Origin of the sequence: Intestinimonas butyriciproducens, from assembly GCF_004154955.1 — a bacterium.
Taxonomy (GTDB): domain Bacteria; phylum Bacillota; class Clostridia; order Oscillospirales; family Oscillospiraceae; genus Intestinimonas; species Intestinimonas butyriciproducens.
In genome coordinates this window covers 477021-501348 of sequence record NZ_CP011524.1, presented here as the reverse complement: position 1 = coordinate 501348, position 24328 = coordinate 477021, and the positions used below count along the sequence as shown (strand labels likewise).

Annotated in this window: 36 protein-coding genes; 28 read left to right on the top strand and 8 right to left on the bottom strand. The window is 59.3% G+C overall.

Going from position 1 to position 24328, the window contains the following annotated elements; all coding sequences use genetic code 11:
* Positions 1-3 precede the first annotated feature (3 nt).
* The 14 genes from SRB521_RS02510 to SRB521_RS02455 all read left to right on the top strand — a co-directional run bounded on the left by SRB521_RS02510 (position 4) and on the right by SRB521_RS02455 (position 6798).
* Complete coding sequence (locus SRB521_RS02510) at positions 4-423, top strand: dUTP diphosphatase (protein WP_116721375.1); 420 nt, start codon at positions 4-6, stop codon at positions 421-423.
* Positions 424-425: 2 nt separating this feature from the next.
* On the top strand, positions 426-659 hold the full coding sequence (locus SRB521_RS02505; protein WP_116721376.1) for a hypothetical protein: 234 nt from the start codon (positions 426-428) through the stop codon (positions 657-659).
* A gap of 11 nt (positions 660-670) precedes the next feature.
* Positions 671-1210, top strand: coding sequence for a hypothetical protein (locus SRB521_RS02500; RefSeq protein ID WP_116721377.1), 540 nt, complete (start codon positions 671-673; stop codon positions 1208-1210).
* Positions 1211-1215: 5 nt separating this feature from the next.
* Positions 1216-1377 (top strand): hypothetical protein, encoded by a 162-nt coding sequence (locus SRB521_RS15950; protein ID WP_165366534.1) that lies wholly within the window; start codon positions 1216-1218, stop codon positions 1375-1377.
* Entirely contained in the window at positions 1374-1511 is a 138-nt protein-coding gene (locus tag SRB521_RS15945; protein ID WP_165366533.1) for a hypothetical protein, read from the top strand. The genes SRB521_RS15950 and SRB521_RS15945 overlap by 4 nt, the downstream gene beginning before the upstream one ends.
* Positions 1512-1523: 12 nt before the next feature.
* Positions 1524-2189: a hypothetical protein gene (locus SRB521_RS02495; protein WP_116721378.1), complete on the top strand. Its 666-nt coding sequence runs from the start codon at positions 1524-1526 to the stop codon at positions 2187-2189.
* Entirely contained in the window at positions 2179-3030 is an 852-nt protein-coding gene (locus SRB521_RS02490; RefSeq protein ID WP_116721379.1) for a DNA-methyltransferase, read from the top strand. Before SRB521_RS02495 ends, SRB521_RS02490 begins: the two co-directional genes overlap by 11 nt.
* Complete coding sequence (locus SRB521_RS02485; RefSeq protein WP_116721380.1) at positions 3008-3523, top strand: nucleoside triphosphate pyrophosphohydrolase family protein; 516 nt, start codon at positions 3008-3010, stop codon at positions 3521-3523. Before SRB521_RS02490 ends, SRB521_RS02485 begins: the two co-directional genes overlap by 23 nt.
* A gap of 4 nt (positions 3524-3527) precedes the next feature.
* Positions 3528-3755, top strand: a complete 228-nt coding sequence (locus SRB521_RS02480) for a hypothetical protein (protein WP_116721381.1) — start codon at positions 3528-3530, stop codon at positions 3753-3755.
* A 398-nt stretch (positions 3756-4153) separates the two neighbouring features.
* Entirely contained in the window at positions 4154-4939 is a 786-nt protein-coding gene (locus tag SRB521_RS02475) for a rolling circle replication-associated protein (RefSeq protein ID WP_165816277.1), read from the top strand.
* Between the two features lie 2 nt (positions 4940-4941).
* Positions 4942-5427: a DUF1064 domain-containing protein gene (locus SRB521_RS02470; RefSeq protein ID WP_116721383.1), complete on the top strand. Its 486-nt coding sequence runs from the start codon at positions 4942-4944 to the stop codon at positions 5425-5427.
* Positions 5428-5431: 4 nt separating this feature from the next.
* The gene (locus SRB521_RS02465) at positions 5432-5653 is read left to right on the top strand and encodes a hypothetical protein (RefSeq protein ID WP_116721384.1); all 222 of its coding nucleotides are present in this window, start codon (positions 5432-5434) and stop codon (positions 5651-5653) included.
* Complete coding sequence (locus SRB521_RS02460; RefSeq protein ID WP_116721385.1) at positions 5637-6293, top strand: hypothetical protein; 657 nt, start codon at positions 5637-5639, stop codon at positions 6291-6293. The genes SRB521_RS02465 and SRB521_RS02460 overlap by 17 nt, the downstream gene beginning before the upstream one ends.
* Positions 6294-6315: 22 nt before the next feature.
* Positions 6316-6798 (top strand): sigma factor-like helix-turn-helix DNA-binding protein, encoded by a 483-nt coding sequence (locus tag SRB521_RS02455; protein WP_165366532.1) that lies wholly within the window; start codon positions 6316-6318, stop codon positions 6796-6798.
* A gap of 268 nt (positions 6799-7066) precedes the next feature.
* On the opposite strand, the gene SRB521_RS02450 is transcribed toward SRB521_RS02455, so the two are convergent.
* From SRB521_RS02450 to SRB521_RS02415, 8 genes are all read right to left on the bottom strand, one after another.
* Positions 7067-7285 (bottom strand): hypothetical protein, encoded by a 219-nt coding sequence (locus SRB521_RS02450; RefSeq protein WP_116721387.1) that lies wholly within the window; start codon positions 7283-7285, stop codon positions 7067-7069.
* Between the two features lie 3 nt (positions 7286-7288).
* Positions 7289-7552, bottom strand: a complete 264-nt coding sequence (locus tag SRB521_RS02445) for a hypothetical protein (protein WP_116721388.1) — start codon at positions 7550-7552, stop codon at positions 7289-7291.
* 59 nt (positions 7553-7611) lie between these two features.
* The gene (locus SRB521_RS02440; protein WP_116721389.1) at positions 7612-7848 is read right to left on the bottom strand and encodes a hypothetical protein; all 237 of its coding nucleotides are present in this window, start codon (positions 7846-7848) and stop codon (positions 7612-7614) included.
* A 367-nt stretch (positions 7849-8215) separates the two neighbouring features.
* On the bottom strand, positions 8216-9076 hold the full coding sequence (locus SRB521_RS02435) for a hypothetical protein (RefSeq protein WP_242976496.1): 861 nt from the start codon (positions 9074-9076) through the stop codon (positions 8216-8218).
* Positions 9077-9231: 155 nt separating this feature from the next.
* Positions 9232-9675, bottom strand: coding sequence for a hypothetical protein (locus SRB521_RS02430; protein ID WP_116721392.1), 444 nt, complete (start codon positions 9673-9675; stop codon positions 9232-9234).
* A gap of 115 nt (positions 9676-9790) precedes the next feature.
* A complete protein-coding gene (locus SRB521_RS02425) occupies positions 9791-10390 on the bottom strand; it encodes a hypothetical protein (RefSeq protein WP_116721393.1) in 600 nt (199 codons plus the stop codon).
* Positions 10391-10503: 113 nt separating this feature from the next.
* Positions 10504-11433 carry a hypothetical protein gene (locus SRB521_RS02420; RefSeq protein ID WP_116721394.1) on the bottom strand — a complete coding sequence of 310 codons (930 nt, stop codon included), beginning with the start codon at positions 11431-11433 and terminating at the stop codon, positions 10504-10506.
* 101 nt (positions 11434-11534) lie between these two features.
* Positions 11535-11948 carry a hypothetical protein gene (locus SRB521_RS02415; RefSeq protein ID WP_116721395.1) on the bottom strand — a complete coding sequence of 138 codons (414 nt, stop codon included), beginning with the start codon at positions 11946-11948 and terminating at the stop codon, positions 11535-11537.
* A 1311-nt stretch (positions 11949-13259) separates the two neighbouring features.
* Between SRB521_RS02415 and terS the strand changes: the two genes are divergently transcribed.
* The 14 genes from terS to SRB521_RS02350 are packed head-to-tail and all read left to right on the top strand — an operon-like array spanning position 13260 to position 24326.
* Complete coding sequence (terS, locus tag SRB521_RS02410; RefSeq protein WP_243647713.1) at positions 13260-14030, top strand: phage terminase small subunit; 771 nt, start codon at positions 13260-13262, stop codon at positions 14028-14030.
* Entirely contained in the window at positions 14027-14509 is a 483-nt protein-coding gene (locus SRB521_RS02405; protein ID WP_116721397.1) for a hypothetical protein, read from the top strand. Before terS ends, SRB521_RS02405 begins: the two co-directional genes overlap by 4 nt.
* Positions 14496-14636: a hypothetical protein gene (locus SRB521_RS15940; RefSeq protein ID WP_165366531.1), complete on the top strand. Its 141-nt coding sequence runs from the start codon at positions 14496-14498 to the stop codon at positions 14634-14636. The genes SRB521_RS02405 and SRB521_RS15940 overlap by 14 nt, the downstream gene beginning before the upstream one ends.
* Positions 14611-16452, top strand: coding sequence for a phage terminase large subunit family protein (locus SRB521_RS02400; RefSeq protein WP_116721398.1), 1842 nt, complete (start codon positions 14611-14613; stop codon positions 16450-16452). The genes SRB521_RS15940 and SRB521_RS02400 overlap by 26 nt, the downstream gene beginning before the upstream one ends.
* Positions 16452-16688, top strand: coding sequence for a DUF6148 family protein (locus SRB521_RS02395; protein ID WP_116721399.1), 237 nt, complete (start codon positions 16452-16454; stop codon positions 16686-16688). Before SRB521_RS02400 ends, SRB521_RS02395 begins: the two co-directional genes overlap by 1 nt.
* A gap of 11 nt (positions 16689-16699) precedes the next feature.
* Positions 16700-18301, top strand: coding sequence for a phage portal protein (locus tag SRB521_RS02390; protein ID WP_116721400.1), 1602 nt, complete (start codon positions 16700-16702; stop codon positions 18299-18301).
* A complete protein-coding gene (locus SRB521_RS02385) occupies positions 18294-19400 on the top strand; it encodes a head maturation protease, ClpP-related (protein WP_165366530.1) in 1107 nt (368 codons plus the stop codon). Before SRB521_RS02390 ends, SRB521_RS02385 begins: the two co-directional genes overlap by 8 nt.
* Before the next feature lie 14 nt (positions 19401-19414).
* Positions 19415-19768 (top strand): hypothetical protein, encoded by a 354-nt coding sequence (locus SRB521_RS02380; RefSeq protein ID WP_116721402.1) that lies wholly within the window; start codon positions 19415-19417, stop codon positions 19766-19768.
* A gap of 13 nt (positions 19769-19781) precedes the next feature.
* Complete coding sequence (locus SRB521_RS02375) at positions 19782-20834, top strand: major capsid protein (protein WP_116721403.1); 1053 nt, start codon at positions 19782-19784, stop codon at positions 20832-20834.
* 51 nt (positions 20835-20885) lie between these two features.
* Positions 20886-21296, top strand: coding sequence for a hypothetical protein (locus SRB521_RS02370; RefSeq protein WP_116721404.1), 411 nt, complete (start codon positions 20886-20888; stop codon positions 21294-21296).
* Entirely contained in the window at positions 21293-21988 is a 696-nt protein-coding gene (locus tag SRB521_RS02365) for a hypothetical protein (RefSeq protein ID WP_116721405.1), read from the top strand. Before SRB521_RS02370 ends, SRB521_RS02365 begins: the two co-directional genes overlap by 4 nt.
* 3 nt (positions 21989-21991) lie before the next feature.
* Positions 21992-22519: a hypothetical protein gene (locus SRB521_RS02360; protein WP_116721406.1), complete on the top strand. Its 528-nt coding sequence runs from the start codon at positions 21992-21994 to the stop codon at positions 22517-22519.
* Between the two features lie 14 nt (positions 22520-22533).
* On the top strand, positions 22534-22860 hold the full coding sequence (locus tag SRB521_RS02355) for a hypothetical protein (RefSeq protein ID WP_116721407.1): 327 nt from the start codon (positions 22534-22536) through the stop codon (positions 22858-22860).
* A 14-nt stretch (positions 22861-22874) separates the two neighbouring features.
* Positions 22875-24326: a phage tail sheath family protein gene (locus tag SRB521_RS02350; RefSeq protein ID WP_116721408.1), complete on the top strand. Its 1452-nt coding sequence runs from the start codon at positions 22875-22877 to the stop codon at positions 24324-24326.
* Positions 24327-24328 lie beyond the last annotated feature (2 nt).

The following is a 24328-nucleotide window of genomic DNA, read 5'->3' as shown; positions in this document are numbered from 1 at the left end:
GCTATGGAAATCAAGATCAATACGCACGGGAACCCACTGCCGGAAAGTCACGGCGAATGGGTAGACCTTGCCACGGCGGAGGATGTGGAGCTGGGCTTTCTCGACTTCAAGATCATTTCGCTTGGCGTGTCGATGGAGCTGCCGAAAGGCTACTATGCCCATGTCGTCCCGCGCAGCTCTACCTTTAAGAAGTGGGGCATTATTCAGGCAAACAGCATGGGCGTGATCGAAAACGACTACTGCGGCGACGGCGACATTTGGGGCCTCCCCGCCCTGTGCCTGCGCAAAGAGGGCGTGAAGATTCCCAAAGGCACGCGCATCTGTCAATTCCGCATCGTGGAGAAAGCGGCGGCTGTTGAGTTTGCGCCGGTGGAAACGCTGGGCAATCGTGATCGCGGCGGCTACGGCAGCACGGGGGATTGACTATGAGCATCTGTAAAGGCTGTGGCACGGAAATCGACTGGGTGCGGATGAAAAGCGGAAAGGCAATGCCCATCAACCCGGAGCCGGTATTTGTGGCCGAGGGCGGCAATCAGGTTTTCATCACCGACGAGGGCGACACCATCACCGGCACCGCGACGGAGATCAACACGGGCACGGTGGCGTTTGTACCGCACTGGGCAACCTGCCCGGCATACAAGAGTTTCAAAAGAAAATAGGAGGAAACACCATGGAGAACATCAACATTCAGAGCGTGCGGGAGCTGTGCCAGCGGGGCGCGCTGCGGGCGTTTGCCAAGGACGGCGGCGTGTATTTGGAGGACACGGCCACCGGCGAGAGCGTCCGGCTGGATAATCAGCCCGCCAAAGCAAGCACCGCACCCCAGCGGGAGCCGGAGCGCCGGAGCCGGACGGAGCGGGTGTTTGGCAGCCGCGATACATGGGACACCCCGGCACAGCCCCGAAACCCCGACAGCGATCAGGGGCCGTACAAGGGCTTTCTGATGATTCAGTGCGAGGATTGCGGCGAGGTCAAAGCCTATAACGCCCGACGGGAAACCTACGGCTTTAAGTGCAAGTGCGGTCACGAAACGCCGCTGGAAAAGCTGCGCCCCATGTTCATGCACTGTAAATGCGGCAAGACTTTCCGCTACAAAACCAATCTGACGGCAAAGCAGCACACGCACATCTGCATGGACTGCGGCAGCCCTGTTGACATGGAGATCAACAGCCGGGGAACGGCCTATGTGACCATCGGTGAAAGGAGATAACAGCCATGGCAAAGATCACGATGCGCTATTTCGGCTTGGAACTGCAGGCCGAGGGTGAAGAAGCGTTCTGCCTGCGGCAGACGGAAACCTTTCTGAACCATGTCCGGGAGGATGCCGAGCGGGACGATCAGGACAAGGAATACCCGGCGGAGGTAGAGCCTTTATGAAGAACGAGAACAACGAGGCGTTGGCGCTGTTGTTTGGTGCGCTGTTGGTGGTGGGTGCCGCGCTGTGGTCGGCGGCGGCAATCATCGCCCCTGCGGCGATCATTAAGCTGTGCTGGCTGTTCCTGATGGGATAAGGAGGGCGCACGATGAAGCTATCAAAGTATGCCGCGCTGGTGCGGCGGGAGGGCCTTTGCAGTGTGTTCCGGGTACATAACGACGGTGTATGGCTGGGCTGCAAAGGGGCGATATATCGCGCCGGTGAGCTGCCGGAGTTCAGCGGACGAGAGCAGACGCGAGCCATTTTGAGCCTTGACGATAAGCAGATGGACAAGGTTTATCTGCGGGAATATGACTGCGAAGAAACGCGGGATGTGATCGGTTATAACCTGCGGGACTACGACCCCGGCGAACAGGCCACAAAGCCGGTCGCCATGGTGGCGGCAGTCAAAGGTATATATGCATCCGCCCTGCGCACCAACGACGGCGAGCTGATCTTTTATGACGACAACTATCTTGCCCCGCTGTCCGATGTGCTGAAAGATAGCGACTATCTGGAAATGACGGTGCGCCGCCTGCCGAGCGGGACGCGGTATATTGCCGTCAAGGATGGATTCAGCATCTTGGCAGTCATTCTTCCATTGCAGATTATCAGCGAGAAATTCCTTGCAGAGCTTCAGGAATTTGAGGCACTTTGCGCCGAGCAGCTTTTCCGCCAGCGTGCGCGGGCGGAAGCGGGAGAGGCGGCGGAGATCGCAGAGGGCGAAGCGGAGCCGGAACAGGTCGAAATGGAGGATATGGCCGATGGGGAATGAGCTGGCAGATCACATCGAGGGCAAGCGCAAAGAGATAAAGGTCGAGCTGTACCACGATAATTTCCAGAATTTCAAGAGATATAACATTCCCAAAGCCCAGCTTGTGATTGCTGATATTCCGTACAACATCGGAGCCGATGCTTATGGGAGCAATCCGATGTGGTATAACGGCGGCGACAACAGGAACGGGGAAAGCAAATTGGCAAAATCGGCTTTCTTTGACGGTGATGGGCAATTCAAAATCGCAGAGTATATGCACTTTTGCAACCGCCTGTTGAAAAAAGAGCCGAAAGCGCCCGGAACAGCACCGGCCATGATCGTATTCTGTGCCTATGAGCAGATGCAGACTGTAACAGAATACGGGAAACAGTATGGATTCAAAAATTCCTACCCTCTGTTCTTCTGCAAAAACTATTCCGCGCAAGTCCTGAAAGCCAATATGCGTATCGTGGGAGCAACAGAGTTCGCGGTGGTGCTTTATCGGGACAAGCTGCCAAAGTTTCGCAATGGCGCGCAGAGGGACGATAAAGGAAAGATCATTCGCGGGACTGGTCACATGGTATTTAACTGGTTCCCGTGGGAGCGGGACGGAAAAGAGTACCCCAAAATTCATCCCACGCAAAAGCCGGTTGGGCTGCTGAAAAAACTGATTGAGATTTTCACAGACCCCGGCGATGTCGTGATCGACCCAGTGGCTGGTAGTGGTTCGACCTTGCGCGCTGCTTATGAGTGCGGGCGAAACGCCTATGGCTTTGAGCGATCAAAGGAATTTTTTGTGGAAGCGACAGCAAAAATGCTGCCACATAAGGAGGAACACAATGGATATTCAGAGAGCGATTGAAATTCTTAACCCCGAACACCGCGAACTGTACTACGAGCGCGAGGGCGGTTTGGAAGAAGTCACCGAGGCTTGCCGCATGGGCGTGGAGGCGCTGAAAGCCCAGCTCGCGGCGGCGGATGAAGCCATGACGGCAGCGCAGCAGGAAATGGCGCTCTATGAGGCGGCTGTGCAAACCTATGGTGCCAACGCACAAATCCTTATCGCCGTTGAAGAAATGGCGGAGCTGACCAAGGCCCTGCTGAAATTCATTCGTTACGGCAAACGCCCGGCGGTGCTGGAATCCATCAACGAGGAACGCGCCGATGTGGAAATCATGTTGAACCAGCTCCATGTGATCTTCGGGGACTGTTCCGACTGGGAGAGTATCAAGCTGTCCCGGCTGGCTGACCGGCTGGAAGCCGAAAAGGAAGCGGGCACGGTGTGCGGCGCGACCGATCTGCCGTGCATCAAGTGCCAGCCCGGCGGCTGCGAGAACAGAAAAGACAAGGAGTAACGGCATGGAGTGCTACAACTGCAAGGCGAAAGAGCATTGCATCGCGGCGGCGCAGCCGGGGTCAGTGGTGTGCCTGATAAACCGCATGAGATACGGCGGCACGCACGCGGACGATGCTCCGCCCCGGCAGGCTGGCAACTTCTGCCAATTCTGCGGGCAACCGCTGCGCGTGATCGGAACAGAGCGGTTTTGCAACAATGTGAACTGCCAGAACAGGTACATCAATGTGTGAAGCTCCCCGCCGCCGGTGCGGAAAATGAAAAACCCCACCCCGGCGGCGGAAATCTTATGCGGCCTGCGGGCCGCATGGGGCTTGTATATCGTGCTTAACTTTAGAACCACAGAGCCGGGGAAAGAGGGGCCAAGGGGGGAAAACAGAGGGCGGGGCCATGCTGCACGGCCAGATGCAGAGCGGAAACGCCCCGCCCGGCGTTGTCCTCCCTTGCCTGCGGAGCAATGGGGGGGTATTCCTCCGTGATAACAAAATACGGGGGCAACGCCCCCGCATAGGTGAACGCAATCTCGCGAAAGGGGCGTAAAGCTGTGTCTGCGATATATTACCGGGAACAAAAACATATCTGCGGGAAAGACTACGACACCGCCCCTTACATGGAAGTTGATCTCTATGCTGTGTCAGCGAAGAAACACCGGGCGAGCCGGAGGGCGAAGCGCAAGGAAGCCACTTCCCTTGCCATGCAGACCTACAACGACAACCGGGCAAAGCGCTATTGCGTCCAGCTTGTCAACGCCAACTTCACCGAACAGGACTATGCTCTGACGGCCACCTATGACGACGACCATCTGCCTGCGCCGGGAGACACCGAGCGGGTAGATCGGGACTGGACGGCATACATGAGGCGGGTCTACCGCTGGTGTGACAAGCACGGAGTTGAGCGCCCGTTGTGGCTGATGGCGACGGAATACACCACCACCGACGAAACGGGGGCTACCTACGGCCGCCACCACCACCACGCCATCATTCAGCACACCGACGGATTGAGCCGGGACACGCTGGAAGAATTGTGGCGAGACACCGCCGGAAAAACGATGGGGCTTTGCCGGTGCGAGCGGCTGCATTTCGACCACGGCAGCGTGGAGGGGCTTGTGCAGTACATCAACAAGAACAAGCGCTGCGCCCGCCGGTGGAGGCAGAGCCGAGGGCTTGAAAAGCCAAAGACACCGCCCCCTAACGACAGCAAGTGGAGCCGAAAAAAGCTGGAAGAAGCCAGCACCCTATACATCGACGACCGGGAATTTTGGGAGCGGAAATATCCGGGCTACACCCTGAACCGGGTGGAAACAAAGGTCAGCAACACCGGGCACCGGCATACGCTGGTGATCTTGCGCCGGGCAGAGTTCAAAACCGCCGCCGACGGCGCGTATCGGGGACGGAAGAATGGGAGGATGAACCGTTGAGAATGGAATTGTCCGATCTGCCGCCTTGGGCACGGGCGCAGGCGGAAAAGCAGCTTGCCCGGCGGGCGAAAGGAGCGGGAAACTCCCTCTCTGCTGCCGCGAAAGCCGCAAAGGCCACCGGGCGGGAGTTTGACAGCCGGGGCGAGTATGAATTTTACATAGGCACCATTGCGCCCAAAATGGCAACGGGTGAGATCGTGAAATGCGAGCAGCACCCGCGCTTTGTGCTGTTCCCGGAGGGCGAGTATGACGGGATAAAACTGCGCGCCATTCGCTACACGGCGGATTTCCGCTTGGAGTATGCCGACGGCACCGTGGAGATCGTGGAGGTCAAAAGCAAGTTCGTCCGGCGGATGCAGCGGGATTACCATATCCGGCGGCGGATTTTCTTGGAGCAGGTACGCCCGCTGGGCTGGAAGTTCCGGGAAATCATCACCGCAGACAGCAAGGAAGAAGATGCCCAGTGGCGGAAGCTGGCAAAGGAGTGATTTTATGCAAAGAAAAAAACTGTGCCCGCTGTGCGAGCGGCACCAGAAGATGCACACCACGGACAACATGGATTTCTGGATGGAGTGGGGCGAGGACGGCAAACCGCGCCTGTGCATGGACAGCACCACCACCGGCGGCGGGCTGAATGTTCTGTGCGTCAACGCCTGCCCCCTCTGCGGGGCGCTGGTAGGCTGTCAGGAGGCGGAAAATGAAGCACAAGGGTAAACCTGCATATTGGGGACACAACGCCGTCAGACAGGCGGAACGGCGCTTTCTGCGGGAGAAAAAGACGCAGAGCGAGCGGGTAAACGATGCCCGCAAGGCTACGGCGGATGTCTTTGTGATGTGCATACTGTCGGCGATCTATGACAAGTACGGCATTGGAGAAACGCGCCTGCAGCGGGTGGCGGATGCTGCCAACGAGCGGGCGGAGCGCTACCAGCAGACCAAAGAGGGCTTGCCGCGCCTTGTGGACGGGAAAAAGAAAACTGGGCCGGAGCTGGCCGAGCTGGATTTGACCGCCGACACGGCGGCATACTTCCCGGCAGACTTCATTCTGCCCATCCACAAGCTGCCCAAGAAGCGGGATGTGGCGATGGCCTATGAACAGCGCGCGGCGGCGGCCACCGTTGCGAAGCTGTATGCCTACGGCATGAACAAGGCGCTGGGATTTGGTGCCGAGCGGGTGGCCTGCGTCATGCAGGAGGCCGTGGGCAACTACCAGCAGTTCCGTGAGTGGGCGGACAGCGGCGATTACTACGGCTATGAGCTTTTGGCACGGGAAATGGGGCAGATCATGCACAGCCCTTGCAATGTGGACACGGCGGGAGCAGATACGCCGGTCTTTGGTGACACTCTGGACTGACAGAGGAACGGAGGCGAGCATTATGCAGCGGAAAGACGCGAAAACGATCATCATGTACTACCGCAGCATCCCGGAAATGAAGCGGCTTTTGCAGCAGGAGCGCCGGGAGCTGGAGGACGAATACTGCGGCCTGCATGGTATCTCCATGGACGGGATGCCCCACGGCACATCGCCGGGCAGCCCGGTTGAAAGCGCGGTGGTCAGACTTGCGGAAAGCGGGGCCTCTGACCGCATCCGGGAGATCGAAAACCGGGTGCAGGTTTTGGAGGACGACCAGCGGCACATTCAGAGTGCCCTTGACGCTGTGAACGGTAGGTACAAGAACATCCTCACCATGCGCTATCTCAATGGGTACAGTTGGGGCGGAATTTCCGCCCGTATCGGCGCGCCGGACAGCACTGTGCGCCACTGGGACAGCAAGGCGCTGATTCGGTTCGGAAAAGCGCTGGAAGATGCGGGGGAAACCGGCGAGATTTTGGGCCGCGCGACGCGCGCGCGCGTTTAGTTGTATATCGGGTCATTTTCTGCTGGTCTTGAAGCTCATTGCCTCCGGCACCGCGCGCCGGGATGATCTGCGCCCGGCGGGCGGGAAAAGCACTGTCAAAAACTGTTCCAAAAACAGAAATTAAGAGAATTGCAAACCGCGCGACGCGAAGCTGTTTCCGCAGGCTCAAAAAGCCGCTGGAAAAACAATTTGCGAATACGCGGATAATAGAACACCCCCGGCGGGCTGGTCGAGAGCCTACCGGGGGTGTTTTTGCGCGCGGCGGGGGTCATGTTTCATCGGGCGGTTTGTCCAGTTCCAAGGGGCGGCCTTCACGGGTCATGCGTTCTTCACAGGCTTGCAGCACATACGCCTGCACGCTCTGCCCGGCGGCCTGCGCGGCGGCGCGGATGGCGTTGCCGACGGGCTTTAAGGGGCGGGCGCTGATGCGGTCACACTTGGCGTTGTAAATATCGTTGTTGCGGCGTTTGGATGCGGCTATGGGCATGGGTCATTCCTCCTTGTTGGGATAATCCGTCAGATCGTACATGGTGATCTCTGGCGGCGGGGGCAGTGTTGCGAAATAGCGGCCATTTTCGTAATGTTGATCGGTCACGCCGTCCCACCATGTAATGTCGCCGTGCTGGGTTTGCGCTGCCTCCATGGCCTGCCGGGCTTGCTGCTCCGTCAGGCCGTCAAAAAGAAGCCGCTGGCCGTCGGCGAACTGGGCGACGAGGCGAAAAGCGGGAAAAACTTCTTGCGATTTGTGTTCCATGCAATCCCTCCGTTGTGCATGAATTATAACACGATGTCGTGTTACTGTCTATGATAGATTTAGCGGGGCTGGTAGACTGTGGCGGGACAGGGCGCGGCGGCGGCCTCTTTGCGGGTCTTGTAGATAGTCTGGCCGATGTCGGCGGCGGAATAATAGCGCTTGTAGTCGCGCAGCTTGGCGTTTTTGCGAGGCGCGACGGAAAAGGTATCGCCGTACCAGCCGAACAGATACCAGCGCTGTACGGTGCCGTCATGCTCTTTTGTGTAGAGCGGGGTGCCTGCGGGAACGGTGAACATGGTTTGTACCTCCGTTTTGTGTTATGTTCTTGGGTTTTTGCTTCTGGGGCGGGGTTGCTTTGGCCGGTGCAGCCCTGCGAAAGTGTCCGGGTATCTTTTTCGTGAGGTCACGAAAATGGTTGCGGCGGTTATTCGGCTCGGCTGAAATAAACCGCGTTGAAAAGGTCGTTTTGGTCTGGGCATTTCATCATAACGCCGAAACGGTCAATGTAGTAATACAGGCCGTTTTTGTGTTGAATGACACGCAGAGGCCAATAATGGAAGTGCCCGCCAAACAGGGACTTGCCGACAAACTGGGCGGCGTTCTGCTGTGTAAGACACATTTTATGTCCTTTCTGCCCTCGTTACCTCCGGGGCGGGCTTTTGATTATTTCAGGCCAAGAGCGCGGCGGGCGGCGGATTCTGCGTTTTGGGTCAACTGGCGCTGCCATGCGCCGTACCGGGGCGACCAGCGGAAGCCGTTTTGTTTCAGGGCGGCGCGGGTGTCCTCGTCGGGCTTTTCGTCGAAGATGATCTGCAGCCGGTCGGCTTCCAGATTGCGGACGATCTCGCCGCCGGGGAAAGCTGTGTTGTCGGCGGGCTGCTCCGCCTGCTGGGCGCGTTTGTCCAGCTCCGCAATGCGTTCTTCCACGCGCTTAATCTTGCCGCGCAGGCTGGTCAATTCATAGTCGGGGCACGGCTTGTCAATCCACGGGCACTGCTGCCGGGTTTCGGCAAATTGTGCATCGAGCCGGGCGGCGGCCTCGTCGGTCAGCTCCGGGAAACCGGCAAAGGATTTGTGCTTGCGATAATAGGCGTTCATAGCCTTGTTGCGGTCAAGCCGGGCTTGGAGCTTTTGGAGCTGGTCGGTGAGGATTTCACGGGCGTGGGGGTCTGCCAGATCGACCGGGCCGGTGCCGACACTTTCCATCTTGTGCAGCAGGGCTTTGATCTCGTCGTACTCTTTCCAGAGGGTATCTTCCCGCGCCATCTGCTTGTTGTGCTTGCGCATATTGAAGCCGCCCGCCCCGGAAATAAACTGGCTGGGATAGCTGGCCTGATTGCGGTTGTAGTCGTTCGTCCACTCGGCAAGGCGGCGGGCGTAGCGGTCAAGCAGGCCGTCCAGCTTGTCGTGATAGTAGGGGCTGACCTTGGCTTTCTGCGCCTCCACCAGCGCGGCGGCCTCGTCCACGGCGGCGCGGTAGCCGGCCGTGGCGCTGCCGGGCTTGTAGTCGCTCATGTGTACCATGTAATGCGCGTTGCGGGCGGTGTCCTCGTTGATCGGGTAGTAAGTAACAGACATTTTGTGTACCTCCGTTTTGGATTTTTGGGTTTTGGGTTTTGCTTATGGGGTGGGGTTGCTTTGTGTGCCGGTGCAGCCCCGCGAAAGTGTCCGGGTGGGGGTCAATCAAGGCAGGTTTCGTATCGGATGCGGTATTGCTCTTTGAGCTTCTCATAGGCGCGGAGCGTGACCGTATAGGTGTTACGCTTTTCATCGTAGCTGATGCCGCGCCCGTGGAGCTGCGGGAGATCGTCGCGGAGTGGCCGGAGAAAGTAGTGCTTGCCGTAATAGGAGAGATCGGCGGCGAAGTCGCAGCCCGTTGGAGCCTTTTGCATTTCGTAGCAATAGGAATATTCGCCGGGTTTGTCAGCGTGGACGGCGGGAGCCTTTGCAGCTTCCAGCGCTTCATAGTCGGGAGCGTAGCCGCGAAGATCGCCGGTGTCGGGGTTAAAACTGGCGGCGCACATATCCGGGACAAAAAGCGTTGTCTGCTCGTTGATCTGCTGTGCGTAGCCGCCGGGAACCTTGGAGAAGATGCCGGGGATGGGGCGTGTTGTTGCTGCCATGATGAAAACCTCCTGTTTTGTGGTTTTGGGTTGTGACCCATGAGCGCCCGCCCCGGCGGGGGCGGCTGGGCTTGCACCAGCGGCGGCGGATGCCGTCGGCCTTGCGGGTTGTGGGTTATGCGTAGAACGGGCGGAGCTGGCCGTTCCAGACCTCATAGAACCAGCGCTTTGTGTTGAAGCGGATGTAGTGATAATCGGTAGCACAGTAAACCGGGCGGCAGTCGTACATTTTCCCAGTTTTGCGGAGCTGGTTGTGACGGTTGATTTCGTATTCCGGGACTTCGTGAATGATCGTGATCTTTGCCGGGTCAAAATCAAACTCGTCACAAATCCATTTGATTGCTTCCTCGTCGGTCATGTAGTGAGCGCATAGCCCGCTTTCGGCACCGGCGGCAAGCTTTGCATAATCTGCTTGCGGCACATTCTGCGACAGTTCGTAGGGCTTCCATTCGAGTTCCCGATCAAGCTGTTTTGTAAGCTGGGCGACCTGCTCTTGCAGCTTCTTGATTTCGCTTTCTCGCTGGGTGGCGGCCTTGATTTCATCAAAAGCGGCATCCCGTGCGATTGCCTCCGCTATGCCGTCGCGGTTTTCTTTGTACGCGGCGCAAAAGCTGTCTTTGTCAAGTCCGCTTTCCATGTAAGCCGCTTCAATTCGGCTGTAAAGGTCGCGGGTGGGATAAAAGCCGGTACGGCTTTCAAATTCTTCAAGCATCATAGTGTTTTACCTCCTGTTTTTTTGGTTTGGATTGTGACCCATGAGCGCCCGCCCCGGTGGGGCGGCTGGGCTTGCACCAGCGGCGGCGGATGCCGTCGGCCTTGCGGGTTGTGTCAGGCGACGCGGAAATAATAGGCGTTCTTTTTGGCGCTCCACTTGCCGCCGTCGGCCTCGATGGCTTTTGCATGGGGTTTTGTGTCACCGGCAAGCCACACCACCGGCGCGGCGGTCTGCGCGCCCTTGATAGTTGCGGTCAGGCCGTCAACCTCTGCCCAGCGCGCCGCGATGATCTCGGCGGCGGTTTTGGGTTCCGGCTTGTTGTCGGCGGCGGGCACGGCCTCGGCGCTGACGGTGGACAGCTCGCAAACCTCCGCTTGCAGGTCGTTGATCTCACCGCGCAGGGCTTTGATCTTGTCGCGGGCTTCCAGCAGCTCGGCGTTCCGGGCGGCCAACTGGCCGCGCAGCTTCTCGGCCTCGGCGTTGTTGTCGTTGTCGTCGTCGGCCTCGGTAAAGTATGCCTTAACGGCGCGGGCGGCTTTGGGTTCGGCGCGGATAGGCATTACCAGCCCGACGGCCTCCCCGCCGTTATACATGATCGCGGGGCTGCAAGCGGAGCTTGCGCGGATGGCCGCGCCGGGGAAAGCGGCGAGATATGCGGGATTGTAAAGGGCTACAAAATCGGCCTCGGCGTTGTAGTAGGCGGCGGCGGGGTTTTTGTCTTTCTTGCAGTTGATAACCAGCGGGCAGGACTGCAGATCGGCGGCGTTCTGTGCGGTCTTGACGGCCTCGGAGAAGATGCGCGCCGCGTCAATGTTGCTTTCGCTCTTGCCGTTGCGGTCAATCGTCCAGTTGCCAGCCTCGCAGCAGGCGACGGGCTGAACAATGGCGGCGTAGTCGTGGGGGGTCAGCTTGAAAAGCACATAGCCGGAACCGGCGTAAATTGTGCCGTCCTCGGTGATCTGGCAGAAATAGCGGTCGGCCATTTTCAGAGCCTTTGCGGCGGCGCTGGGGTTGAAGCTGCCATAATAATTTTGCTTTGCCATAATTGAAAACCTCCAAAGTTTGATTTTGATTCATGCCCGATGGGCTGGGGCGGGGTTGCTTTGTGCGGTGCAGCCCTGCTAAAGTGTCCGCGTCGCTGGGGTCACTTGCTGATCTTATCCACCTGCAAGGCGTGGAAAAGATGCGCCTTTGCCATGTAAAAATGCGGGTCGCTTTCCGGGGCATCCTCGCCAGCAGCGGCGGCGGCCTCGCGGGCGGCCTTGCCGGGCTTGTCGGTGTACTTCCAGAGATTGCACACAAGCGCGGCGTGCTGTCCCTTTTTCACGCTGTACCCCATGCGCTTCCACTCGGCGAAAGTGTGGAAAGTCTCGGCGGCCAGCATGGCGTTAAACACGCTTTCCGGGGTTTCGTCGCTGCCCTCGGCGACGGTGATCTTTACGCCAGCGCGGCGGGCGTTGAGCTGGTCAGCGGTGAAAGTCGCGTTGACCAGATCGGCGAGCTGGGCGGGGGTGAAGCTGCTGCGGACAGTCTCAAAAATAATCTCGTTGTTCGTCATGGTGAAAACCTCCTGATGATTTTTCGTTTTTCGTTTGACACGGTGCCGTGTCGCTTGCTGTGCCATGAATGTAACACGGTGCCGTGTAAATGTCAAGCGTTTTTTTGAAATTTTTTTCGGGGCGGGGATGTTCCCCCGTAGGGGGAAAAATTTTTCGGCGGCTCCGCTGGGGCGTTGCTTTTCCCGTGGTGAATTTCTGTTAAAACGCTGTGCTGGGGGGTATAGGGGGCGTATTATATAGCCTTTCGGGAGACGATACCGCGCGCGGTAAATACTTCCCCGGCGACACTGGCGGCCCCGCCAGACGGCCTCACCACCGGCAGCCGCGCCGACGATCACCGGCACCACCGGCAGCCAGCGGATCACCAGCCCCGCCCGACGGCCTCACCAACGGCAGCCGCGCCGACGATCACCGGCACCACCGGCAGCCAGCGGATCACCAGCCCCGCCCGACGGCCTCACCAACGGCAGCCGCGCCGACGATCACCGGCACCACCGGCAGCCAGCAGATCACCAGCCCCGCCCGGCAGCCTCACCACCGGCAGCCGCGCCGACGATCACCACCGGCACCAGCAGCACCACCGGCACAACCGCCAGCACCGGCACAAACACCAGCACCAGCAGCACCAGCAGCAGCCCACCACCGGCACACCGCCGAAGCAATGACCGCCCGCCGCACCCGCCCGCGACTTTCAAACGCCCACGCGATATATAAACGCGCGCGATTTTATACCTGCGCACGCGCGTAGGTACTGCGCGCGCCCGCGCGATGCCTTACGGGTTCAGAAGCGCAAAAGTTTTGTAGGTGTGAACATTTTTTTAGGGCTTCCCCGGCGGGGCGGCGGAAAATAGGAGGGGGTTCAAAAAACGCGGGAGGGGCAAATCAATGGGCACCACCGGGGGCATGAGGGCACCGAAGCGGAACCAGCGGGCGCGGCGCTTCGCCATTTTGGCGAGGTCAACGAAATGGTGAGATCGACAAAACATCGAAAACCATTTTGCTGGGGGCGGCAAATTGCAGGCAAGTAAAGAAATGCAGCAGCCGCAAGGGCTTACGGTGTTTTGAGGGCGCTTGCGCCGGGAGGCGGTCAAGTAAAAAGTGACGCGGCGGCGGGAGGGCAAGAAAAATTTTTGAGAGTTGGCAACTTTGACAGGTTTTCCATGATATATTCATAGCGTGAAGAACAGGCCCACAGCTTAAAACGCTGCGGGCTTTGTTATTGGTGCGCCCTGTTTTGGCCGAAGCCTTGCGTCCCTACGCGGGGTATTCAGGTAGGCCAAGTGGGGTGCGCCGTCTATTTTGGGGGTGTGATGATGCCGAAGCGGAGCGAGAAGCGCGACACCGCCAAGGCTGATTACATCGCCCGAAAGGCGCGGGGCGAGAAAGTGAACCTGCGCGAGCTGGCCGATGCGCTGGGCGTGACCTATCAGACCTTGCGGAATTGGAAAGCGGCTGACAAATGGGATGCCGACCTACCGAAGAAAAAGCGGGGCGGGCAGCCGGGCAACAAGAACAGCGCCGGTCATAAAAACGCGGCGGGCAGCCATGAGGGCGCGCCGCTGGGGAATAAGAACGCGGAAAAGGATGGAGCTTACAGCACCATCTTTTTTGATATGCTCACCGATTCGGAGAGGGAGATCGTACAGCTTACGCCCACCGGGAGCAAGGAAGCACTGGAACATGAGTTGAAAATCGCCAAGGTGCGGGAGCACCGCATATTGGAGAAGATCGCCCAGTATGAGGCGGAGCCGGAGGACACCCTGCACATCAGCAGCCTGCTTGATATGCGCGTGCCCGGCGGGCGCGGCGATAAGAAGCAGGACGGCGCAAATCAGAACATGGGCATGTATACCAAGGACAGCGCCTTTGCAAGAAGCATGAAACTGCAGGAGGCGCTTTACAAGGTGCAGGGGCGCATTACCAAGATTGCCGACAGCCTGCGTGCGCTGGAAGAGAGCGAAAAGCGCATGGCGTTGGAGCGGGAACGCCTCGACATTATGCGCATGAGGGCCACCGGCGCGTTCGATGTGGGAGGCCCGGAGGATGAAACGGACGAGGGCGTGGAGGTTGACGCGGAATGAAGCTATACACAAGTAAGGTCGTGGCGGCATGGCTGGGTTTGACCGAGCGCCGGGTGCGGCAGCTCCGGGACGAGGGCGTGATCTCCGAAAAGCAGCCGGGGCTTTACGACCTGCAGGCGACGGTGACGAAATACATTACTTTCCTGCGCAATGGCAGCGGGAAGATCAATCTCAACGACGAGCGGGCGGGGCTGACCCGCGCCAAACGCGAGGCGGCGGAGATGGAAAACAAGCTGCGGATGGGCGAGCTGCACCGCACGCAGGACATTGAAGCCGGATTGAAAACCGTGTTTTTGAATATCCGTGGGCGCTTCCTTGCGCTGCCCGCCAAGCTCTCCCCCACGCTTGCCAGCATGGGCGGAAACCAAACCGCCATTTTTGACGAGCTGAAACAGGCTATCGACGAGGCGTTGGAGGAATTGAGCGATTACCGCGTGGCTTTTGCCGCAAGGGACGGTGACGGAGATGGCGAAGAATGAGAAGAAAGACAAGTGCAAGTGCAAGGGATGCGTCTGGGGGCGGAAAGTGGATGATCGGAAATACCTGTGCCTCTTTCCGTTCTGCGTAAAGGAGAAAGGCCATGCCAAGCCGGAACAGCACCGTTGACATCCCGGAAAGCACGCTGGAAATGCTGGCCCGATGTGTGGCGGTGTTGAAACCGCCGCCGGAGCTGACGCTTTCCCAGTGGGCAGACCGATACAGGATGCTATCGGCGGAGAGCAGCGCGGAGCCGGGACGCTGGCACACAGACAAAGCCCCGTATCAGAGGGAGATCATGGATGCCATCGGCGACCCCCATGTGCGCAAGGTGGTTATCATGTCCGCTGCGCAGATCGGCAAAACGGATGCCTTTATCCTGAACACCATCGGCTACTACATGGATTACGCCCCCGCCCCGATGCTGGTCATGCAGCCGACATTGGACATGGGGCAGACCTTTTCCAAAGACCGCCTTGCACCTATGCTGCGGGACACGCCGGAGCTGCGGGATAAGGTCGATACCAAAAGCCGATACTCCGGGAACACGATCTTGAAAAAGAATTTCCCCGGCGGGCACATCACCATCGTAGGCGCAAACAGTGCTACCGGCCTTGCCAGCCGCCCGATCAAAGTTCTGCTGGCCGACGAGGTAGACCGATACCCCACCAGCGCCGGAACCGAGGGCGACCCTTTGAGCCTTGCCCAGAAGCGGCAGACGACCTTTTGGGACAAGAAAACCGTTATGGTCAGCACCCCGGTTATCAAGGGACACAGCCGCATTGAAACAGAGTTCAATCAGTCCACGCGGGAGGAATGGAATGTACCGTGCCCAGAGTGCGGGCACTATCAGCCCCTTGTGTGGGGCGGGGTCAAGTTCGATAAAGACGATCTCTCCGCGCCGGTGGAATACGCCTGCGAGCGCTGCGGCGTTTTGAGCAGCGAATACGCATGGAAGAAAGCCAGCAAACGCGGGCGCTTCGTGGCGGAAAATCCGACGGCGGAGGCGCGGGGCTTCCACCTGAACACCCTTGCTTCCACCTTTTGCGGGTGGAACGAGATCGTGCAGAAGTTTGCCGTTGCCCATGAACAGCTTGAACAGGGAAACCCGGAGGGCATGAAAGTCTGGGTCAACACGGAGCTGGGCGAGACATGGGAGGAACAGGGCGAGCAGTTGGAGGACGGCGACCTGTTCCAGCGGCGGGAAATCTATGAGGCGGAAGTGCCGGACGATGTGCTGGTGCTGACAGCCGGTGTCGATGTGCAGGATGATCGCTTTGAGGTTGAAGTGGTCGGCTGGGGCATCGGCAAGGAGAGCTGGGGCATCCGCTATCAGAAGATATACGGCGACCTGCTGAAAGAACAGGTGTGGAACGACCTTGACGCTTTCTTGTTGAGCGCGTTCTACAAAAAAGACGGTACGCCCATGCGCATATTGGCCTGCTGCGTGGACAGCGGCGGCCACCATGCCAACGCGGTTTACTCGTTCTGCAAAGAGCGATATGACCGGCGCGTGCTTGCCATCAAGGGCAAGGGCGGCGCGGATGTTCCATACATCAGAGACCCGTCCACCAACAACCGGGTCAAGGCACCACTGTTCATCCTCGGCGTTGACGCGGGCAAGGCGCTGCTTTACAAGCGGCTTGCCCATAAGACCAAGGGGCCGAACTACTGCCATTTCCCGGCGGCGGAGGAAGCGGGATATGACGAGCTTTATTTCCGTGGACTGACCAGCGAAAAGCTGGTGACGCGATTCCGCAAGGGGCGCATGACGACCATGTGGGTGCTGAAAGACGAGAAATACAAGCGAAATGAACCCCTTGACCTGCGCAATTACGCCACGGCGGCCCTTGAAATCGCCAACCCCGTGCAGTTGAGACAGGAAGCCGCCGCCCCGCCCAAGCAGCGGCAGGGACGCAGACGATTGAACGGAGGAATCGGATAATGGCTATTTTCACAAAGGAGCTTTGCCAGCAGAAGTTAAACACTTGGCTTGCCGCCGAGGAAAGCGTGGCAACCGGGCAGAGCTACCAAATCGGCACCCGTATGCTGACGAGGGCGAACCTCAAAGAGATACGGGAGGAAATGGAATACTGGGGCAAGAAGCTGGCAGAAGCGGAGGCCGAAGAAAAAGCGGGTGGCAGAAACCGCCTGTTTCACTTCTGCCCCCGTGATGTGTAAGGAGGCGGAGCATGGCAAAACCGAATATCCTTGACAGGGCCATCGCTACCGTTGCGCCGGTACACGCGGCAAAGAGAGCTGCCGCCCGGCAGGCTCTATCCATCATCAACAGCGGCTACGGCAATTACGGTGCCAATGTGACCAAAAAGAGTATGCGCGGCTGGGAGTATTTCGGCGGCAGCGCAAAAGAGGACATCGAGGACAACATCAATGTCCTGCGGCAGAGAAGCAGGGATGCTTATATGGGCGTTCCCGCCGCAACGGCAGCCCTGAAAACCATGCGCACCAATGTTGTAGCCGGTGGCTTGACCCCTGCGCCGCAGATCGACGGCGCGTATTTGAAGCTGACCGACGAACAGACGGGCGCACTGCGGGAGCAGATCGTGCGGGAATTTGCCCTGTGGGCTGATACGCCGATCTGCGATGCCGACCGGGTGGATAACTTCTACAAGCTGCAGCGGCTCGCGTTTTTGAGCTATTGCATGAACGGTGACGCAATCGCGCTGCTGCCCATGAAGCATCAGACCGGGCAGCCATACGATCTGCGGGTACGGCTGGTGGAGGCTGACCGGGTATGCAGCCCGAACGGCTTTGACAGGCTTTCCCCCTGCGAAGTGCAGGGGCATAAGGTCACAAGCATTGTGCAGGGCGTTGAAACAGACGCGGACGGCATGGTGGTCGCCTACTGGATTTGCAACCGGCATCCGCTCTCCAATTTCGGGACGGTGCGCCCGGAGGAAATGCGCTGGCAGCGGGTGGAGGCATACGGCGCGGAGACAGGGCGGCGAAATGTGCTGCACATCATCGACCGGGAGCGCATCGGGCAGCGCCGGGGCGTGCCCATGCTGGCCCCCGTGCTGGAAGCCATCAAGCAGCTTGGGCGCTACACGGACGCGGAGATCATGGCGGCGGTTATCAGCTCCATGTTTACCGTGTTCGTACAGTCGGAAACTGCAACGGACGCAAGGCCGTTCGGTGAAATGCTGCCGCAGGAACAGCAGGTAGACAGCGCGGATACCAGCAGCATTGAGCTGGGGCCTGCGGCTATTATCGGGCTGAACCCCGGCGAAACCGTCAATTTCGCAGACCCCAAGCACCCCAATGCCGGTTATGACGCTTTCACCAATGCCATGTTGAAGCAGATCGGCGCGGCTCTGGAAATTCCGCTGGAAGTGATGATGAAGCAGTTCACGACCTCTTACAGCGCGGCGCGGGGCGCGCTCAACGAGTTTTGGCGCACCTGCCAGATGCAGCGTGACGGATTCGTGGACGATTTCTGCCGCCCGATCTATGAGGAATGGTTTGCCGAGGCCGTGGCGCGCGGGCGCATCAACGCCCCCGGATTCTTTGACGACCCGGCAATCCGCAAGGCATATACGGAATGTGTCTGGAACGGCCCTGCCCGCACCAATCTGAACCCGGTGCAGGAGGTCAACGCGGCGGTGCAGCGGGTGGACGCCGGTTTCTCCACGGCGGAGGAAGAAGCCGCCCAAATGACCGGCGGCAGTTACAGCGCCAATATCAAACAGCGGAAGATCGAGGCCGCCCAAAAGCGGGAGGTTGACGAGATCACAAAACCGCAGATCAAGACGGGAGGAAATGGCGATGCCTAAAAAGTTTTGGCAATTTCGCAACATGGCCGGAGGCAGCGCGGAGCTGCTGCTTTACGGCGACATTGCAGACAGCAGTTGGTGGGGCGATGAAGTGACCCCGAAGCAGTTTGCGGACGATCTGAACGCGCTGGGCGCGGTGAGCCGCATTACGGTGCGCATCAACAGCGGCGGCGGTGATGTATTCGCCGCGCAGGCCATCGGCAATCTGCTGGAACAGCACGCGGCGGAGGTAGTGGCCCACATTGACGGCCTGTGCGCCAGCGCCGCTACCATCGTTGCCTGCCATTGCAACAAGGTCGAGGCGGCGGCGGACAGCACCTACATGGTGCATCCCGTGCGGATGGGCATTTGCGATTATGTGGATGCCGTGACCATGCAGCAGTACATTGACGCGCTGACCACCATCCGGGATAACATCGTGACCCTCTACGCCAAAAAGACCTGCAAGCCCAAAGACGAGGTTGCCGCATGGATGGATGCGACGAGCTGGTGGACGGGCGAGCAGGCCAAGGCAAACGGCTTTGTGGACGAGCTGGTGGGCGAAGAAAATACCGTCGTGGAAAATCGCGGCGGCGTGCTGTTCGTCAACAGCATTGACATGCACCTGCCTTTTGATAAGGCACCCAAATTCGTACAGGACAGCTTGGCAGCAGACCCCGCCGCCAGCAGTTTTGTAAATAACGGCCCGGCAGGCGTGCCGGAGAACACAACTTGCCATAAGGAGGTAACAGAAATGGCAAACGAAATCAAGACCGTGGACGATCTGCGCAGCGCATATCCCACGCTGGTAGACCAGATCGAGCAGGCGGCGGAAAAGCGGGCGGAGGACGCAGAGCGCCAGCGTATCCGCGACATCGAGGAAATGGCCCTGCCCGGCAGCGAGGCAGTGACCAATGAGGCCAAGTTCACCAAGCCCATCAGCGCCAGCGACTACGCTATGGCTATGGTGAAGAACGCCAAGACCAAGGGCGCTACCTATCTGGCGGGCGCAGCCAACGACGCGGCGGGCAGCGGCGTTGACGGCGTAGGAAATCAGCCCACCCCCACCGGCGGAAATGACGAGTTCATGGATGCCATCAAGGGTCTGGGCAAGAAGTAAAGGAGGATGCAGTTATGAGCATGAATTTGGCGAAGCAGACTTTCGGCACCCAGCCTGATTATTTCGTGGCCGGTACGACCATCGGCATTGCCACCGCCGTTAAGGTGGCGGGTGCCGCTCTGGCCGCCCACGCCCCCGTGCTGCTGGGCAACGACGGCAAGGTGAAAGCCATTGCCGCCGTGGACGGTTCCCATCCCCTCTCCACCACCGGCCTGTACGGCATCACCGCCGAGGCTGCCGAGAGCGGCGAGGACGCGATCATCTACCTGTCCGGCGAGTTTTTTGCCGACGGTCTGGCCCTGCCCAGCGGCGTTGCCGCTGCCGACATCGAAGTTGCCCTGCGGAATCTGGGCATCTTCTTGAAGTAAGGAGGAAGAAAAAATGCCCAATGAAGTGAACATCTACACTCCGCGCTATCTGGCGGAGGTCGTGCGTCAGGCTCCCCCTGTCCACACCTTTTTCCGTGATACCTTTTTCACCAACCGCAAGAACTTTGTCACCGAGCGGGTGGACATCGACATCAAGAAAGGCGGCCGCCGCATGGCAGCCTTTGTCCACCCCCGCGTCGGCGGCAAGGTGCTGAAATCCAGCGGCTACCAGACCGAGAGCTACAAGCCCCCTCTGGTCAATCCCTACACCATAAGCACCGCTGACCAGCTTATGACCCGCCTGCCCGGCGAGGACATTTACAGCGGCATGACCCCCGCCCAGCGGGCCGCGCAGAAGCTCATGGACGAGTACAACGACCTGAACGATGCGACCACGCGCCGGGAGGAATGGATGGCTGTTCAGGCCATCACCACCGGCCAGATTCCCATTGTGGGCGACGGCGTGGATGAAGTGATCGACTTCGGTTTCACCAACAAGGTCACGCTGTCCGGCACCGCCCGCTGGGGCCAGAGCGCCGCCAAAATCCTTGACAATCTGGACGAGTGGGAGAGCCGGGTGCTGGTCAACGGCTTTACCAATGTGGACATGGTTATCATGGGCAAGGAGGCTCTGAAACTGTTCCTCGCGGACGAGGATGTGCAGAAGAAGCTGGACAATCGCCGCGTGGAAATGGGCATCATCCATCCCAAGGATTTGCCCAACGGCGTGCGTTACATCGCCCACCTGAACAAGCCCAATGTGGACATCTACGAATATCGGGAAGTCTATCTGGATGATTGGACTGACCCGGAGAACGAGGAAACCAAGCCTCTTATCCCCGATAAGATGGTCATTATGATTTCCTCTGCGGCCAACTTCATGCTGGGCTACGGCGCTTGCACCTACATCGAGGATGCCAGCGGCCAGTGGGTGACGGCACAGACTGACCGCGTTCTGCGCAGCTATGTGGAGCATCACCCTGACCGCCGCATGATCGAGCTGCAGGCTCACCCCCTGCCCATCCCCGACAAGGCGGATAGCTGGCTGGTAGCCACCGTCTGCTGATGAAAAGACCCTCGCCGGGAAACCGGCGAGGGTTCTGCTTTGGAGGGAACTATGGCGCTGTTTGAACTGAACCAGAAATATGAGAACGCGGCGGACGGCTGGAAGCCCCCCACATTCAAAGACTGCGCTGCGGCGGATATTTCCCTCGCGTTCTTCAACGGCGGCGAGCACGCGGAACGGCGCACGGTGGACGGCAAAGAATGTTTGATCGTGCTGGAAGAAAGCACCCTGAAAGAACATTCGAGCCACTGGGAGGCGGGCGCGAAGCAGAACTTCGACACCGGCCTTTACGCGGCATACTCCATCCTGTATATCCGCGCCGAGGACTACGGCCCCAAGCCGAAAGTCGGTAAGCAACTGATCTTGGGCATAGGCGACGGCAAGACCCGCACTTACGAGATCAAGAGCTGCGAGGACGAGGCGGGCGTGTATCGCATGACGATGAAGCGGGTGCGTCAATGAGCAGTATTACCTATGACGCGGGCAATATGACGATCACGGTAGACGGGCTGGACACCGTGGAGCGGGCGCTGGGTGACCTGAAACGGAAAACCCCGGCGGCGGCAAAAGTCGCCATCAACGCCACGGCCAGAGAGGCCCGCAAGCTGATGATCGCCAAAGCCAAGGCGCGATATGCCGTAAACGCGGCGGGCAAGCGCCACCTGAAAGACCTTGTGCAGCGCAAGAAAGCCACCAATAAGAGCCTTTCCGCTGAAATCCACATTGCCAAGATGCGCAATGATCTGGGTTATTTCCTGACCAATCCCCCGTACCCGACGCACTATACCGGGACACAGTGGGTCAACGGCCCCGATGTCTGGTATGGCAAGGTGCTGAAAGCCAGCAGCATGAAGCCGCTGCCCGGAGAGGGAAACAGGGGCAAGGCATTTTTGGCGGAGTTCAAATCCGGGCACATCGGCATGGTGCAGCGTGTGATCGGTTCCAGCTCCGGCAATAACCTGACCGCAAAGGGCCGCCCCCGGTGGCGGAACGCGGACGGCAATGTTGAAAAGCTGGTGACGCTGGGAAGCCCCAGCGCCACGGCCATGCACCGCACGATCTGGCCGGAGGTTGAGCCGGATGTGGAAGAATTTTTGCACGACCGCCTCAATGCACAGGTACAGAAAGTGCTTGCAAAATCCGGGAGGGCGTAACCCATGAACGACTACAAAAATTCCGTGGAGGCTGCGGGTATCGGAAGAACCGCACAGCTCTGCCAAGACGCAATGATCGAGATGCTGACCGAGCTTTTCAAGGGGAAGAAATACAACGGGCAGAACGGGCGAAAGCCCCTGAAAGTCTACAAGCAGGACTTGCCTATCCCCGAAGAAAACGACGAGGACGCGGACACGGACGCGGCGGCGGCTCCCTACATCGTTGTGCGGATGATCGGCGGGCAGATTCCTGACGACGACAGCCCGCAGGAGGTCGAATTTTCCCTGACTGTGTGCGCCTACGACACGGGCACCGAGCGCGAGGGCTTCCAAGATGTCGCCAACATCAAGGAGGACATCGTGCAGCGGGTATGCACCGCGCCGTATTTCGGCGGCGCGTTCACGGTGAAGAAACCTATCACATGGGCTTTGCAGACCGAGGACAGTCACCCGTACTATTTCGGGGCCTGCTTCCTCAAATGCACCGCCCCATCCATGACGCAGGACACGGAGCTGTACCGGCTCTTGTGAGAAAGGACCAACTTATGAGCGCGAAAAAGAATATCGCGGCGGCGGAGGCCGTCGAAGCGCGGGAAGCGCAGACGGAGGCCGCAGAGGTAAAGGAAACGGCGGCGGAGGCTGCGAAGCCCTGCTGCCGCGTTTACTGCGGCCCCAGCGTGCGCGGCGTGGCCCGCCAGTTCACCGTTTACCCCGGCGAGCTGCCGGAGGCGCTGCGTGCGTTTCTGAACGAACACCCGGCGGCTGCCGGGCTGGTCGTTCCTATTGATCTGTTTGCGGAGGTTCGCCGCCGTGTCGAGATTCCCGGCACCGCCGAAAGCATCCTGTATAACAAGATCAAATCTGAACTGTAAGGAGGAAAACAACTATGGGCACTTACAAGCATGGTGTTTACACCAGCGAGCAGGCCACCAGCATGAGCGCACCGATCACCGGCACCGCCGGTCTGCAGGTCATTGTGGGCACCGCCCCTGTGAATATGCTGGACAACCCCGCCGAGGCGGTCAATGTGCCGCTGCTGGTGAATAACTACAAGGAAGCCGTGGCCGCTGTCGGCTACGACAAGGACTTCGCCAAGTTCACTCTTTGCGAAGCTATCAGCGCCAATTTCAGCGTGGTAGGCTCCGGCCCTCTGGTGCTGATCAATGTGCTTGACCCGGCCAAGCACACGGCTGACATCAGCAGCACCACCGTTCCCGTCAATGCCGGTGTGGCGGTGCTGGATGTGGTGGGCGTTATCCCCGGCGAGCTGACCGTGAAAAAGGAAAGCACTACGCTGGAAAAGGATAAGGACTACACCGTGGCTTTCAACGACGACGGCACCGCCAATATCGTGCTGATCTCCGGCGGCGCTGGCGAACAGGCCGCCACCCTGACCGTGACCGGCAAGAAGATCGACCCCAGCAAGGTTACCGCTGCCGACATTGTGGGCGGCGTGGATGTGTCCACCGGCAAGGAGACCGGCCTTGAAGTGGTGAGACAGATCTATCCCAAGCTGTCCATGACCCCCGGCATCCTGATCGCGCCCCGCTTTTCCGAGGATGCCACCGTGGCCGCCGCTCTGCAGGCAAAGACCCGCGAGATCAACGGCGTGTTCGGCGCGGTGTGCATCGTGGACATCAACACCGGCGAGAACGGCGCGACTAAGTATACCGATGTGAAAACCGCCAAGGAGAAGCAGGCTGTCAGCTCCCCCAGCGCCTATGCCGTCTGGCCCTATGCCAAGGTGGGCAAGGTCGTTTACAGCGGCTCCGCTCTGGCTGCCGCCCTCACGGCCTACACGGATGCCGTCAACGACGACACCCCCAATGTCAGCCCCTCCAACAAGGCGCTGGCGGTGTCCGCTGCCTGCCTGCCGGACGGCACCGAAGTTGTTCTCGATCAGGAGCAGGCCAACACCATCAACAGCTTTGGCGTGGCTACTTTCCTGAACATGAACGGCTTCCGTCTGTGGGGCAACAACACCGCTGCCTATCCGGGCAACAGCGACCCGAAAGATCGCTGGTTCAGCGTGCGCCGTTTCCTGACTTGGGCGGCCAACAGCTTCATCCTGACCTACTTCCAGCGGGTGGACAGCCCCGCCAACAAGCGGCTGATCGAGGCCATTGTGGACAGCGAGAATGTCCGTGGCAACGGCTTTGTCGCCCGTGGTGTGTGCGCCCGGTATGAGATCGTTTTCAACGAGGACGAGAACCCCACCACTGATCTGCTGAACGGAAAGTTGACTTTCCATCAGTACATCACCCCTTACACCCCGGCGGAAAACATTGAGGACATCATCGAGTTTGACCCCAATGCCCTCTCTGCCGCGCTGAACTGACA